Here is a 14884-nt window from a genome sequence, read left to right as displayed (position 1 = left end):
CTTCTCCAAAATATTGGTTAATCGGCCTGCCGGCGCATCACTGTCAGAAACTGACGGTTTGCTGCGCGCGTTGCTGGCCGCGTTCCAGAATCCGGATCTGCGCTGATTTCAGCACGCTGCCTTCGGGCAGCGGGATGCTGCCCTCAACCCGCTGGTAATGACGGAAAGTCAGTTTCAGCGGTGGCGTTTCCGGGTTTTTAGAATCGGGGAAAGTGATCGTAACAGGTTTTCCGCCCTGCACCAAATTCAGCGAAAACTGGATTTCCCCCGAGAAATCATTGTTCGCTTTTGCCCCCTGCACCACCAGCGCCCGATAGCGCAATTGCCCCGGCACCGGCGTTTCCAGCTTCACATTCGGCAGCGAAATACCATCTGCACGGGTGCCGGCTTGCGCCAGTCCTTCAAAGAACGACAAATCGTCTTTCAGCTTCTGGTTTTCAGCGGTCAGTGTGCGGATCTGCTCAGTTAGCTCTTTCTGCACCGATTTTTCGATGGTGGATTTGCTGTCGACCGTACTGGCAGCACGCTGCAGCTTATCGCGTTCCGCCAGTAACTGATCACGCTGTTCGCGCAACTCACCGACTTCCTCCAGCGCAGCGCCACCGGCTGCGTAACGCTGCCCCAGATGGTAAGTCCAGCCAGCCAGTGCCGCTGCCGCTGCAACTGCAGCAGCAACCACCGCCCATTTGACCGCCCAGTGACGCTCGTGGGTAATCGTCATTTTCGGCGCCAGATAACGCCGTTGGAGGAAGCGGCTGCGGCGCATGTTATGGCAGTACCGGTACGTGCTGCAGACCGGTTTGCTCAGGCAAACCAAACATCAGGTTCATACATTGCACTGCCTGACCTGACGCACCTTTGACCAGATTATCCTGTACCACCAGCACAATCACATTCTTGCCATTGCCAGGACGATGCAGCGCCAGACGCAGCATATTGGATGCACGGACTGAACGGGTTTCAGGATGGCTGCCGAATGGCATCACATCGATAAACTCCTCGTCTTTATACGCATCTTCAAACAATTGCTGCAGCGCTTCGTTACTGATATCCGTTTTCAGACGTGCATACAGCGTGGAATGCATGCCGCGTATCATCGGAATCAGATGCGGCGTGAATTGCAGGCTGACAGGTTCCGTCGTCAGTTTCTGCAGTTGCTCCACGGTTTCCGGTGTATGGCGGTGCGCAGACACGCCATAAGCTTTCATGGTGTCACTGGCTTCAGAGAACAGAATACCGATTTCCGCTTTTCGACCGGCACCGGACACACCGGATTTGCAGTCGGCGATCAGGCTGTCGGCTTCGATCAGACCGGCGCGCAGCAGCGGCGCATAGCCAATCTGCATGGTGGTCGGATAGCAACCCGGATTACCGATCACACGCGCATTGCGGATCGCAGCGCGGTTCAGTTCCGGCAAACCATACACGGCTTCTTCCAGTACATCGTGACAGGTATGCGGAATGCCGTACCATTTTTCAAACTGCGCAACATCTTTGAGGCGGAAATCAGCCGCCAGATCAATCACTTTCACCCCGGCGGCGAGCAATTCCTGCGCCTGCGCCATGGCCACACCATGCGGCGTCGCAAAGAATACGACATCGCATTCCGTCAGATTTGCCTTGTCCGGCGCAGAAAACGCCAGATCCACTTTGCCGCGCAGCGACGGATACATATCAGCGACTTTCACGCCGTCTTCTTTACGCGACGTAATGGCCGTCAGTTGTACTTCAGGATGCAGCGCCAGAATACGCAGCAATTCAACGCCGGTGTAACCGGTTCCACCAACAATACCAACTTTAATCATGGGTTTTCCTTGCAAGAAACAATGTGCTTTATTCTAACAGCAGTCTGTGACAGACAATCCAGCGCCGGAAAAAAGCCGATAAAAAAAGCCGCCTGAAAAGGCGGCTTTTTTGTACCACAAGCGGAAATAAATTAACGCTTGGAGAATTGTTTTGCGCGACGTGCTTTGCGCAGACCAACTTTTTTACGCTCAACTTCACGTGCATCGCGGGTGACGAAACCTGCTTTGGACAGTTCTGGTTTCAGCGCTGCATCGTAGTCGATCAGGGCACGTGTGATACCGTGACGAACGGCACCAGCTTGACCGGATTCACCACCACCGTGAACGTTAACCATGATATCGAATTTTTCGATATTGCCGGTCAGTTCCAGAGGTTGACGAATAACCATCAGACCTGTTACACGAGAAAAGTATTCATTGGCTGGTTTGCCGTTAACAACGATCTTGCCACTGCCAGCTTTCAGGAATACACGCGCTACCGCGCTCTTACGACGGCCAGTACCGTAGTTGTAGTTACCGATCATGGCTTATCCTTAGATTTCGAGAACTTTAGGTTGCTGTGCAGCATGCGGATGAGTTGCATCAGCATACACTTTCAGCTTCTTGATCATTGCGTAGCCGAGTGGGCCTTTTGGCAACATGCCTTTAACTGCTTTTTCCAGAGCACGGCCTGGGAAGCGTTGTTGCATTTTCTGGAAGCTGGTTTCATAGATACCGCCTGGGTAACCAGTGTGACGGTAGTATGTTTTGTTCTGTGCTTTAGTGCCAGTCACGCGCAGTTTAGCTGCGTTAACAACAACGATGAAATCACCGGTGTCGACGTGTGGAGTAAATTCTGGCTTGTGTTTACCACGCAGACGGAGTGCTACTTCGCTGGCAACACGTCCGAGTACTTTGTCTGTCGCGTCAATCACGAACCAGTCACGCTGAACCTCATGGCCCTTAGCGGAAAAGGTTTTCATGTTGAATCCTAATCAAATAAATAAGCCCTATTGTGGTGGTTCTGCATCACTTCCTGCAGACTCTCCCTTATATTTCCCGTTCGGGCGGATCGGGAATCGGAAATTATAGGGTTTTCAAAGACTTAGTGCAAGAACTGTTTAATTTTTAGGCAGAATATTTTGACGGGCAAATGCCGCAGGCAAAAAAAAGCCTGAAGTCTGTGCTTCAGGCCTGAATCCACCAAAGGAGTAGGTGGAGGAGACAACTGCAAAGTCAGTCACATCAGTAACTAACTCACGAGTCAATAATAGACAATCCTATTGTGCAGCGCAAGATAAAATGCGCCGCGAGAAAGGAGGACTTCCTCTAAATCCTGCGGATTAGGATATGATTGCCTGCAAACGAAATTTTATTAATGAGGTCAACATGGAAACTACAGTACGCTGGACCGGTAACGGCGGCATGTCTTTTATTGCAGAAACCGGCTCAGGCCATGCAGTTATTATGGATGGCGCTCCGGAAGGCGGCGGCAAAAATCTGGGCCCGCGCCCGATGGAAATGGTATTACTGGGAACCGGCGGCTGTACCGCCTATGACGTGGTGCTGATATTGCAGCGCGGCAAACAGGATGTGCGCGGCTGCGATGTGAAGCTGACTGCGCAACGTGCAGAAACAGAGCCGAAAGTCTTCACCAAGATTCATTTCCACTTCACGGTGCGTGGGCGCAATCTGAAAGAGGCTACGGTAGAACGTGCCGTTAAACTGTCACACGAAAAATACTGCTCTGCTTCGATCATGCTGGCAAAAACTGCCAGCATGACACACAGCTTTGAAATTATTGATGATCTGACTCTGCCATCCGCTCACGAACAACAGGGCTGATTTCAGTTTTCTGCACCGGGCTGCCCGAACAAATCGGTGTAGCTCGGGTAATAGGTCAGGTAACGGATGCAGGTGATTAAAGCAAGCAACGGTAAAATAAGGAAAGCAATCACTGCGGACTTTCCGAATATCAGCATCAGCACTTCAATCAGCATCACCGGCAACAATCCGGCAAACATCGCAAGACAGACTCCGTACACCAGAAAAGCCCGCCAGTTTCGCGAAGTCGCGTAAAAACTGAAATACATCGCCTTAATCAGAGGCAGATTTTTCCACATCACCAGTGGCGCGGCATACCAGGTCAGCATCAGCACAGGTAACATCGCCACCATTCCCCACAGCGTACCAGTCAGTAACTCCTGCTTATCCAGCAATGCCGGATCAACTTTATCCTGCGCTGTCAGGACCATTTCCCAGCCGTTTTCACCCGGCAAGGTAGCAATCCATAACGCGAACATCAGCGAAATGCCGTACATCGCGCCGAGCGTTGTCAGGCGACGCAGCGCCGGTGAATAGAATCCGGTGATCAGCGTGTGCGGCGTGACTTTTTGTCCTTTCGCTGTCTGATGTGCTGCTTCCATAAAGCCCATATTAAAGACCGGTGTCAGCAGCAAAGGTAATACCGGCCCGATATAAGGCGGAATACTCAGTACGACCATCGCCAGAATGTACAGGAAGAACAGTGAAATCAATTGCGATGGCTGCTGGCGGAAAAGCTTGATTGCTTCAGAAAACCAGTGCCAGCCTGCGCTTGCGGATAGTACTTTCATGCAGAAAAATAAGGTAAAGGTGGAACCGGTCCGGTTTCACGCAAACGCAGAATACGTTCAAAGTGACCGGGATCATGCGGCGTCAGGATTTCAGCTTCGCGCGGCATATAGAAATCATATAAACGGGATAGCCAGAACCGGAGCGCTCCCGCCCTCAGCATAGCCTGCCAGACCAGCGATTCCGGCTCGGTGAACGGACGGACAGAGTGATACGCATTCAGCAAAGCGAGTGTACGTGCCTCATCCAGCGCACCACTCTCCAGATCAATACACCAGTCGTTGACGGTCACGGCAACATCAAAAATCCAGGTATCACAACCGGCAAAATAAAAATCAAAAAAACCAGTCAGCCGTTCACCGTCAAACATGACGTTATTACGAAACAAATCGGCATGAACAGGCCCGTTCGGCAAACTTCGGTACAGCGGAGAGGCTTCCAGTGCATCCTGAAAATGCACTTCCGCTTTCAGCAAACGTTGCCTGTCTGCATCCAGAAACGGCAATACTTCAGGAACGGTCGCGTGACGCCATTCCGCTGCACGAAGATTTTTCTGACGGATAGAAAAGTCGGATGCAGCCAGATGCATTTTGGCCAACATCGCCCCCACTTCTGCGCAATGCACAGGCAGTGGTGACATCTGGGAGCTGCCTTCCAGCTTACTGACAATTGCCGCCGGTTTTCCGTGCAGCGCGGTCACCAGATCACCATGCTGATTACTCACAGGATCAGGTACCAGTACACCGCGACTGGCAAGGTGCTTCATCAGTTTCAGATAAAACGGCAGTTGCTCGAAACCCAGATTTTCGAAAATGGTCAGAACAAACTCGCCACTGTCAGTGGTAATAAAGAAATTACTGTTTTCAATTCCGGATGAAATTCCGCGAACTGCACTGACCTGCCCCACGGGAAACTGTTTGATCCATTCCTGTAAATCATCCAGCGAGACGGATGTAAATACTGCCATTCTTACCTCTGATTATTTTGTTTGCGTCTGGCTGGCAGTTGCCGGCTTGGCAGCAGGTGCAGGTGGCGCTACTTCCTTCACATCAGCAGGACGCGCAGGCTTGCCACCGAATTCGAGTATTTTCCACTGAGCAGGACGATTTCCCTGTCCCTGCACAGTTCCGGCGGGCGCATTTCCCACTTCAGGATCGGCTTTCAGTGTGTAGCTCGTGCTACCCGTTTTGACCTCAACTTCAGTGACCTTGCCAGCGTTGTTACGCTTCTCGGTTATCTTCTTATTTTCTTGCTTGCCAAAGGAAGGATTTTTCTCCGGCTTGACCGAAGGACCTTCCTCCAGTTTCTCTATACGTGGTGGTGGCGGCGCATCGGCTTTTACCGCAGATGCAGAAGTTTGTGCAATGACCTGAGTACTCAGACACAGAGTTGCAATAAAACCGGCCAGATAAACAGCTTTCATGATTTTTTCTACGTTATCAACTCAATGGTTTGATTGTAACAAACCTGCGTCAGAACATATATTTCTGACTGAAAATAAAAAAAGAGCAGCGAAACGCTGCTCTTTTTCAATCAACAGATCGGGCAACCGATTAGAAACGGTGCTGGATACCTGCTGTCAATTCGTGCACTTTCGCACCTGCTACGCCGCCAAACAGGGAGCTAACGATAGTTGCTTTGTCGTCTTGTTTGGAGTACGCGTATGCTGCGTACAGATCTGTACGTTTGGACAGACCATGTACGTAACCGATATTGAATTGTTTAACATCGCTTGCAGCAGCAGAGTCAGACAGTTTTGTGAAACCTGCCAGTACTTTACCAGTTGCAGTTACTGGAGCAGCAACTGCCAGAGTGTAGATCTTACGATCCAGACCTTTGTCATCTTTTTGTTTTTGGAAGATGAATACTGGTTTTGCAACGCCGAAGTCATAAGAAGCAGCAACGGTGTTCGCGGAAATTGCGTTACCAACAACATTGTCTTTTGCGTAGTTGTAACCAACTTCCAGTGCATCAACTTTGTAACCAGCTGTCAGACCAACAGAGCGGTTAGCAGAGTTGTCAGCAGTCACTTCACCTGCGCCGTAAGAAACGTTTGCAGTGAAGCCACTCAGATCCGGAGTGTTGTAGAAAATCGCATTGCTTACACGGCCAGTTGTATCTTGTGCTGTTTTACCAGCAACGAAGTACAGAGCACGTGTGCCGGAACCATTGTTAACCAGTGCGGATGCAAACGGGTCGTGCTTGTCGAAGAATTTCAGAGTTGTTGTTTTGTCACGACCCAGATTTACGGAACCGAAATCGCCAGACAGGCCAACCAGAGTTGTACGACCGAAAGTGCGACCACCTTGATCGGATGCACCTGTATCAATCAGAACACCTTGCTCCAGAACGAAGTTAGCTTTCAGACCGCCACCCAGATCTTCAGTACCTTTGAAACCCAGACGGGAACCGGCTTCCTGACCACTTGTGACTTTAGCAGTTTTGCCCAGGCCAGCGCTGGTGCCTTGAACGCCGATATCAGCGATACCGTAGATAGTTACGGAAGATTGAGCAAAAGCTGCGCCGGAGAATGCACCCAGCAGAGAGAGCGCGAGGATCGATTTTTTCATTTGTCTAATATCCTAAGATAAAGTTAATTTTTGTGCACAGAGGAGATCTGATTTCACAAAAAAGAAAGTTGCAGGTTCTTTTTACAGCTGTGAACCAAATTGATTCAACGTCAAACGCCACATTACCTGCTGAAAATGACTGTTTGATGAATTCAAACCGCTACTTCAACGAAGTAACCTGAATGCGTTGCAATAAGCAAACACCTTTCAGGCTTCAGTCAGCTGCAAATACAGCCCTGATCGCAACCTAAGGTGACATTATAGGCATTTTTCGCCTATGCTGCACAGCATCATGATTTGGGGACAGTCCCACTCAATTTCAAGACCCCGGCCTGATCACTGCACAAAATTCCTTTTTGCGAAATCAGTTCTTTTGCTTCGGGATATATCTTATCGCAGACCAGAGGCAAGCGCTTACGCAGCAGCAAACTAATTGGCCGAGCGCAAGATACAGTACCGAATGGCTCAATAAAGGAGACATCAGGCCCGCAATCAGTGCACTGATCAGTGTGGATGATGCAGATTGACACGATGCAACAACACCGCGAATTTCAGGAAACATGTCCAGCGCCAGCAAAGTTGCACCCGGTGCCACCAGAGACATACCAAAAGAATAGAACAGTAAAGGACTGACAGACCATGGTAACGCCGGAGGAAGAAACGCGTGGTAAAGCACATTCATCCCTGCCGCCGCGATCATAAACACAAAACCAGTTCTGACTTGTTTCCAGATATTCCATTTACCAGCAAGTCGGTTAGCTGCGAGTGCCCCTAAAAATATCCCTCCAACAGTAGGCACAAACTGCCAGGCAAACTGAGACGAGGTCAGATGAAGATGCTGAATCAAAAATACCGGCGCAGAAGAAATGTATAAAAACAGACCGCCAAAATTCAGTGCCACAGTACCTGACTTCAGATAAAAACGCCCTGACGAAAAAACTGTCCGGTAACTTTTCCACAAAAATGCGGCACTGAATTCCTGCCGTTTATGCTGGGGCAAGGTTTCCGGAAGCCAGCGATAGCAGGCCATCCACAGCAATACGGCAAATAAGCACAAAAACAAAAATATCGCGCGCCAGCTCCATATCTCAACAATCCAGCCACCCAAAACCGGAGCAATTGCGGGCGCAATCGAAAAAATCATGGTCACAAGCGAGAGCAGACGCTCTGCTTCCGGGCCATGATAAAGGTCGCGGATAATTGCTCTGCCCACTACCATCCCGGCACCCGCAGAAATGCCCTGTAAAATCCGGAACCCCCATAAGTAGTGAATGCTGACAGCTCCGGCACAACCAAAACTTGCTGCAGCAAACACGAGTAGTGCGATCAGAATAACCTTGCGACGCCCGAACGAATCGGACAAAGCGCCGTGCCATAAAGTCATGACAGCAAAAGCCAGCATATACGCACTGAGCGTTTGCTGCACTTCAAGCTCGTGGGCGAGTAAGCTTGCCTGAATAGCAGGAAAAGCCGGCAGGTACGTGTCGATGGCAAAAGGTCCAAGCATCGACAAAGCAGCCAGCAAGGTTGCCAGTGCGGGATAAGGAAGAGAAAGGTGATGACGCATAAATTTACTTAATCAAAATTTCCGGCATAACGGTTTTGCCGACTCAGCACCTGATCAGGACATAAAAAACAAAAGGCGGAAATTCCGCCTTTCATATGTCAGCATTCCGGGTTTCAGCGTATGCCACCGATGCAAAGGTATTTCATCTCGAGATACTCATCCATACCATAGGATGAACCTTCTCGACCGAGCCCTGATTGCTTGACACCGCCAAATGGGGCAACTTCATTCGACATCAGGCCGGTATTGATGCCGACCATGCCGTACTCCAGTTGTTCTCCCACTCGCCAGATCCGCGCCATATCGCGGGTAAAAAAGTAGGCTGCCAATCCGGAATCCGTATCGTTCGCGGCCACCACGGCTTGCTGTTCATCGGTAAAACGGGCGATTGCCGCCACCGGACCGAATGTTTCCTCCGACATAATCAGTGCATGTTCTGGGACATCGGCGATCACGGTTGGTTCGAAGAACAAAGTATCAGCTTGTATCCGGCGTCCACCCGCGAGCAACCGTCCCCCCTTCGCAATTGCGTCACTAACATGAGACTCAATTTTTTGCATCGCCTGCTCATCAATGACAGGTCCTTGCTGTGTTTCGGGAGCGATACCATCGCCGACACGGATACGTTTGACGGCTTCCGCAAAGCGCTCCGTAAATGCATCGTAAATACCATCCTGAACGTAAAACCGGTTCGTACAAACACAAGTCTGTCCGGCATTCCGGTATTTGGATTGCACAGCTCCCTCTACCGCTGCATCCAGATCAGCATCATCGAACACAATAAACGGCGCGTGACCACCAAGTTCCAGTGCCAGTTTTTTTACCGTAGATGCGGACTGACGCATCAGAATCTTGCCGACCGGAGTAGAACCGGTAAACGACAAATGGCGTACGACCGGACTGTCGCAAAGTACTTTGCCGATTGCAACTGAGCGCTGGCTATCTGCAGGTAACACGTTCAGGACCCCGGCAGGCAAACCTGCACGTTGTGCCAGCTCTGCAATTGCCAGAGCTGAAAGCGGTGTCTGCTCGGCGGGTTTCACTACGATCGTACAACCTGCTGCAATGGCAGGAGCCACTTTACGGGTAATCATCGCAACCGGAAAATTCCACGGTGTGATTGCAGCGCATACGCCAATCGGCTGCTTGAGTACCAGTGTACGCTTATCGCGCCATGTAGATGACATCACATCACCGCTGACGCGCTTAGCCTCTTCTGCAAACCATTCCAGAAAACTAGCCCCGTACACCACTTCAGCCCGCGCCTCTGCCAGTGGTTTACCTTGTTCGGTTGTCATGATCAGCGCCAGATCGTCCGCATTTGCAATCACAAGATCAAACCAGCGACGCAGAACAGAGGCACGCTCCTTACCTGTCATTGCAGACCACGCTGGAAATGCCTTGCTGGCCGTTGAAATGGCATGCTCCACATCCGCCTCTTGAGACTGGCTGACATGTGCGATTACATCGCCGCTGGCGGGATTTATAACCGGCGTGACTTCTGTTTTGTCATGCCACTCACCGGCAATCATCAAACCTGTTTTCAGCAAAGAAGGATCATGTAGCTTTTTCAGTAAATCCATTTCGTTATCCCCGGCACAATCACCGTATTCGTTGAGTGTTATCAGATACAACAACGGCCGGAAACATGCCGGCCGTTACGCGAATTACTCTGCCCGATCGCCGGCCGACTGTGGCTTCGCCTGTTCACGGCGATTAAAGCCCGCCACCATATCAAAGCGGAACAAACGGCACTCAAGCGCACCATTAAAAAACGGCGTTTTGCGTGATTCTTTTAAGCGCAGTAATTTAGGAACGCCAAGATCTGCGGTAAATAAAAATACCGTCCAGCCAGCGAAACGTTGTTTCAGTGTACGGCTGAATGCAGTGAAAAATGCATTGGCCATTTCATCGGAATCCAGCTGGCTGTTACCACGCACACCGATACGTTCGCCGTACGGAGGATTCGTCAGCACAACGCCCGGACCTTCAACCAGTGGTTTCACTTCCTGCGCCTCGATCTGTTTCAGCGGAACCTCAAACGGAATTCCTGCATTGCGCAGATTGTTTCTCGCCATGACCAGCATGTCGCCGGAAATATCACTGCCGAACAGTTTTGCATCTGTCACAGTATTCAGTTTCACCGCCGATTTAATTGCCTGCCATGCATTCTTATTAAACTGATTCAGTTTTTCAAATGCAAAACTACGGTTGTAACCCGGTGGAATACCGGCAATCATTTGTGCGGCTTCTACCAGTATCGTTCCGGAACCGCACATCGGATCCAGCAAAGGCACGCCCGGTTTCCAGCCCGAAGTACGGATCAGACCTGCTGCCAGATTTTCACGCAAAGGTGCATCACCTGTTTCCATACGCCAGCCACGTTTAAATAGTGGCTCACCGGACAAATCCAGATACAAGGTAAAGCTGCGCGCATCCAGAAAACCTGCAATACGAATATCCGGATTACGGGTATTCACAGACGGACGCTGGTTGTACATATCGCGGAAGCGGTCACAAACACCGTCTTTAATTTTCAGCGTAACGAATTCCAGGCTTTTCAGCGGAGACTTCACAGCAGTCACGTCGACACGAATCGTGCGATCAATACCAAACCAGTCTTCCCACTTCGTGCCAAGAACCAGATCATAAATATCATTTTCGTTGGCGTAACTTGTATTTGCCATACGCAACAGAACGCGCGAAGCAATACGTGAATATAAATTAATACGCCAGCCGTCCTCCATCGCGCCGGAACAGTGCACACCACCCGGCACCTGATTGTGGACGCTCATGGTACGACTCATTGCAGCGATTTCCTGCAGCTCTTCTGCCAGTGCAGCTTCCAGACCGCGCGGGCATGGACAAAAATAAGAATATTGCATCTCAGGGGCTCCCTTTTTCCTCAGTAAAAAACATTCCGGTCAGACACCTTGCACGACATTCGTATCAAAATGTCAGCCGGATTTCAAAATAGTCCAGCTTCAACAACACCGTTAAAACGGCTTCACCACCACCATGATTAATACAATCAGCATCATGATGACAGGTACTTCATTAAACCAGCGGAACCAGACATGGGAACGCTGATTCTGACCGGCTTCAAATTTTTTCAGCAAACTGCCGCAGGCATGGTGATAGCCGATCAGCAAAATCACACAAGTCAGTTTGGCATGCATCCAGCCGTTGCCCGGCCCGCGCCCTACACCGAAACCCAGCCACAAGGTCAGACCGAGTATCAAAGCGGGCACGGCCAGTATCGTCATAAAGCGGTACAACTTACGTGCCATCAGCAATAAGCGCTGCACCACCGCAGGTTCATGCTCCATCGCCAGATTCACAAAAATCCGCGGCAGATAAAACAGCCCTGCAAACCAGGAAATGACGAATAACAGATGAAATGTCTTAACCCATAAATACAACATGCATGCACTCCTGATGAGTATTCAAACTTACTGACGAATCTGACCGGAGCCGAACACCACGTATTTCTGTGAAGTCAGACCTTCCAGACCGACCGGGCCACGCGCATGCAATTTATCGTTCGAAATACCGATTTCCGCACCCAGCCCGTATTCAAAACCATCGGCAAAGCGCGTCGATGCATTCACCATCACCGATGAAGAATCCACTTCGCGCAGGAATTGCATGGCACGGGTGTAATCTTCCGTGATGATCGATTCCGTATGTTTGGACGAGTAGCGGTTGATATGGGCAATCGCTTCGTCCACGTCTGCGACGATTTTAACAGCCAGCACCGGTGCCAGATATTCCGTGCGCCAGTCTTCCTCGGTCGCAGTCGCCAGATACGGATACGCCTGCAGAATTGCGGCGGCTTCCGGATCACAGCGCAGCTCGACTTGTTTTTCCTGATACTGCGCAGCGACTGCAGGCAGGAAAGCCGGCGCAACCGAACGTGCCACCAGTAAGGTTTCCATCGTGTTGCAGGTGCCATAGCGATGACATTTTGCATTGAATGCAACAGGCACGGCTTTTTGCAGATCCGCTTTATCGTCGATATAAACGTGGCAAATGCCGTCCAGATGTTTAATCATCGGTACGGTGGCTTCCTGCATCAGTCTGGCAATCAGGCTTTTACCACCGCGAGGAACAATCACATCCACATATTCCGGCATGGTGATTAAGGCGCCAACCGCTGCACGGTCGGTTGTGTCCACCACCTGCACTGCGTCTGCAGGCAAACCGGCACTGCTTAAACCTTCGCGTACCAGTTTGGCCAGTGCACGGTTACAGTGAATTGCTTCGGAGCCACCACGCAGAATCGTCGCATTCCCACTCTTGATGCACAGCCCTGCGGCATCCACGGTCACGTTCGGCCGTGCTTCGTAAATGATGCCGATGACACCCAGAGGCACACGCATTTTTCCGATCTGAATACCGGAAGGCCGGAATTTCATATCGGTGATTTCACCCACCGGATCCGGCAGTTTCACCATTTGCTCCAGGCCTTCCGCCATGGTGTTAATTGCCTGCTCCGACAACGTTAAACGATCAAGCATCGCCGGTTCCAGTCCGGCTGTTCTGGCAGCAGCCAGATCCTGTTCATTGGCAGCACGCAGGATTGCCGCATCACGGCGGATAGCGTGAGCGATTGCCTGCAAAGCCTGATTTTTTGCAGCAGTACTGGCCTTCGCCATCGCCGCAGAGGCGATCCGGGCACGTTGCCCGAGAGCCTGCATATTTGCTTTGATATCCATGATTCAAATGTGGCTGGTGCGACCAGCCTTCAGTATGTGATTAACAAGGGCTGTGCACTGCGCTGCTGGTCAGAGAGACCGGATTCAGCGTGCGCGCGCCACCTTAAGACCGAGTTGCAACAAGGCATCCCAGGGATCGCCTGCAAATGCTTTCGCCCGCAGCCCTTTGACCATCTTATCGATCTGAGCTGCTTCCTGAAGCGCTTCGCGTAATACTGCCAGTTGCACCCTGCGCAGCGCAGGTTCAACCAGACGTTCGCGTGGCCCCCAGATCCGGTTTTCTTTGAGCAGTACCGGCAAGGGTTTTCCCTGTACCAGTCCGGATTTAATTCTGAGTAAGGTCCGGATTTCTTCAGCCACCGCCCACAACACCAGCGGCAAGGCTTCGCCTTCACCTTTCAGACCTTCCAGCATACGTACCAGCCTTGAGACATCTCCGCTGAGCATGGCTTCATTGAGCTTGAAAACATCGTAGCGCGCCACATTCAGCACGGCGTCATGTACCTGTTCAAAACTCAGCTTACCGGAAGGATACAGTAAGGCCAGCTTTTGTATTTCCTGATGCGCAGCCAGCAAGTTGCCTTCGACGCGGTCTGCAATAAATTCCAGACTCTGACGATCCGCCGATTGCTGTTGCATGGCCAGACGCTGCTGCAGCCAAACCGGCAACTGCGTCCTTTCCACCAAAGGAATATCGATGTAGACCGCAGCCTGCTGCAACGCAGTGACCCAGGCAGCCTTTTGCGTTGCCCAGTCCAGTTTTGGCAGACTGATCAGTGTCAGATTATCCGGCGACAGATGCGCGATGTATTCCTGCAGTGCCTGCGCACCGTCTTTACCGGGTTTACCGGAAGGAATGCGCAGCTCGATGAGTTTTCTGTCTCCGAATAAAGACTGCGACTGATTTGCCGCGAGCAAAGCGCCCCATTTGAAACTGCGCTCTACCGTCAGCACTTCGCGTTCGGAAAAACCCTGTCCGCGCGCTGCCTTACGGATTTTGTCAGCTGCCTCCATTGCCAGTAAATGCTCATCGCTGGTAATGACATACAAAGCAGATAAGCCTTTGCTAAGATGCTGATCGAGGCTGTCAGCGCGTAACTGCATATTAAGCTTCCGGTTTCAGCACGCTCAGGCGTCTGAGAACTTGCTGCACCAGATCATTCTGCATATCGCGGAATAACAGGGCTTCTTCTGCTTCTTTCGCCCTGACCTGAGCTTCGTTAAACGTCAGCGTACGTGACAGCTGAATATTCACGGTATCCATCAGCTCTTTGCCATCCGGCGTGCGGACGCGGAAACTGAATTCATAGATCAGTTTGTATTCACGTACACGGCCCTGACTGTTCAGCGACAGAATCTGCTTATCCCGTTTTTCACTGAGCACTTCCAGCACCACTTGCGCGCTTTGCTGAGCGTCACTGATCTGCGCCGGACTGGTTGCCCGGATCTGACGCTTCAGTTCCGCACCAAGCGGGGAAGTGACTGGCAGGCCGATGTAAATACTGCTGAACGGCAGGGCAACCGGTTCACGTAAATGGAAACCGCAGGCTGCCAGCACCATACTTGCGGCAGTCAGTGACAACAACAAACGCAGGCAGCGTGCAGAAATCCATTGACGCATCAGAGCTTCCT

Annotated in this window: 16 protein-coding genes; 1 reads left to right on the top strand and 15 read right to left on the bottom strand. The window is 51.1% G+C overall.

Translation table 11 applies throughout. The annotated features are described in order from the left end of the window. Positions 1–43: 43 nt before the first annotated feature. From KDM89_RS10050 to rplM, 4 genes are all read right to left on the bottom strand, one after another. Positions 44–721 (bottom strand): DUF6776 family protein, encoded by a 678-nt coding sequence (locus KDM89_RS10050; protein ID WP_212687799.1) that lies wholly within the window; start codon positions 719–721, stop codon positions 44–46. Positions 722–767: 46 nt separating this feature from the next. Next, positions 768–1805 carry an N-acetyl-gamma-glutamyl-phosphate reductase gene (gene argC / locus KDM89_RS10045; RefSeq protein WP_212687798.1) on the bottom strand — a complete coding sequence of 346 codons (1038 nt, stop codon included), beginning with the start codon at positions 1803–1805 and terminating at the stop codon, positions 768–770. 131 nt (positions 1806–1936) lie between these two features. After that, positions 1937–2329 (bottom strand): 30S ribosomal protein S9, encoded by a 393-nt coding sequence (rpsI, locus tag KDM89_RS10040; protein WP_189357617.1) that lies wholly within the window; start codon positions 2327–2329, stop codon positions 1937–1939. Between the two features lie 9 nt (positions 2330–2338). Then, positions 2339–2767: a 50S ribosomal protein L13 gene (rplM, locus tag KDM89_RS10035; protein ID WP_189357616.1), complete on the bottom strand. Its 429-nt coding sequence runs from the start codon at positions 2765–2767 to the stop codon at positions 2339–2341. Positions 2768–3173: 406 nt separating this feature from the next. On the opposite strand from rplM, the gene KDM89_RS10030 reads away from it, so the two are divergent. After that, the gene (locus KDM89_RS10030) at positions 3174–3629 is read left to right on the top strand and encodes an OsmC family protein (protein WP_212687797.1); all 456 of its coding nucleotides are present in this window, start codon (positions 3174–3176) and stop codon (positions 3627–3629) included. A gap of 2 nt (positions 3630–3631) precedes the next feature. On the opposite strand, the gene KDM89_RS10025 is transcribed toward KDM89_RS10030, so the two are convergent. The 11 genes from KDM89_RS10025 to KDM89_RS09975 form a co-directional block, all read right to left on the bottom strand. Further along, the gene (locus tag KDM89_RS10025; protein WP_212687796.1) at positions 3632–4399 is read right to left on the bottom strand and encodes a BPSS1780 family membrane protein; all 768 of its coding nucleotides are present in this window, start codon (positions 4397–4399) and stop codon (positions 3632–3634) included. Then, entirely contained in the window at positions 4396–5364 is a 969-nt protein-coding gene (locus KDM89_RS10020; RefSeq protein ID WP_212687795.1) for a homoserine kinase, read from the bottom strand. The genes KDM89_RS10025 and KDM89_RS10020 overlap by 4 nt, the downstream gene beginning before the upstream one ends. Positions 5365–5376: 12 nt before the next feature. Then, complete coding sequence (locus tag KDM89_RS10015) at positions 5377–5820, bottom strand: hypothetical protein (RefSeq protein WP_212687794.1); 444 nt, start codon at positions 5818–5820, stop codon at positions 5377–5379. 130 nt (positions 5821–5950) lie between these two features. Further along, complete coding sequence (locus tag KDM89_RS10010) at positions 5951–6967, bottom strand: porin (protein WP_212687793.1); 1017 nt, start codon at positions 6965–6967, stop codon at positions 5951–5953. Positions 6968–7331: 364 nt separating this feature from the next. After that, positions 7332–8534, bottom strand: a complete 1203-nt coding sequence (locus KDM89_RS10005; RefSeq protein WP_212687792.1) for a multidrug effflux MFS transporter — start codon at positions 8532–8534, stop codon at positions 7332–7334. 113 nt (positions 8535–8647) lie between these two features. Then, positions 8648–10117 (bottom strand): NAD-dependent succinate-semialdehyde dehydrogenase, encoded by a 1470-nt coding sequence (locus tag KDM89_RS10000; RefSeq protein ID WP_212687791.1) that lies wholly within the window; start codon positions 10115–10117, stop codon positions 8648–8650. Between the two features lie 84 nt (positions 10118–10201). Beyond that, positions 10202–11419 (bottom strand): THUMP domain-containing class I SAM-dependent RNA methyltransferase, encoded by a 1218-nt coding sequence (locus KDM89_RS09995; protein WP_212687790.1) that lies wholly within the window; start codon positions 11417–11419, stop codon positions 10202–10204. Positions 11420–11530: 111 nt separating this feature from the next. Further along, entirely contained in the window at positions 11531–11959 is a 429-nt protein-coding gene (locus tag KDM89_RS09990) for a CopD family protein (RefSeq protein WP_212687789.1), read from the bottom strand. A 27-nt stretch (positions 11960–11986) separates the two neighbouring features. Then, positions 11987–13252 carry a glutamate-5-semialdehyde dehydrogenase gene (locus KDM89_RS09985; protein WP_212687788.1) on the bottom strand — a complete coding sequence of 422 codons (1266 nt, stop codon included), beginning with the start codon at positions 13250–13252 and terminating at the stop codon, positions 11987–11989. An 84-nt stretch (positions 13253–13336) separates the two neighbouring features. Further along, a complete protein-coding gene (holA, locus tag KDM89_RS09980; protein ID WP_212687787.1) occupies positions 13337–14356 on the bottom strand; it encodes a DNA polymerase III subunit delta in 1020 nt (339 codons plus the stop codon). A gap of 1 nt (position 14357) precedes the next feature. Next, complete coding sequence (locus KDM89_RS09975; RefSeq protein ID WP_212687786.1) at positions 14358–14873, bottom strand: LPS-assembly lipoprotein LptE; 516 nt, start codon at positions 14871–14873, stop codon at positions 14358–14360. Positions 14874–14884 lie beyond the last annotated feature (11 nt).

It is taken from the genome of Cognatundibacterium luofuense (assembly GCF_018139685.1).
Lineage (GTDB): Bacteria > Pseudomonadota > Gammaproteobacteria > Burkholderiales > Burkholderiaceae_D > Undibacterium > Undibacterium luofuense.
The sequence above is the reverse complement of the archived record's forward strand: the minus strand, read 5'-3'. Positions and strand labels throughout refer to the sequence as shown.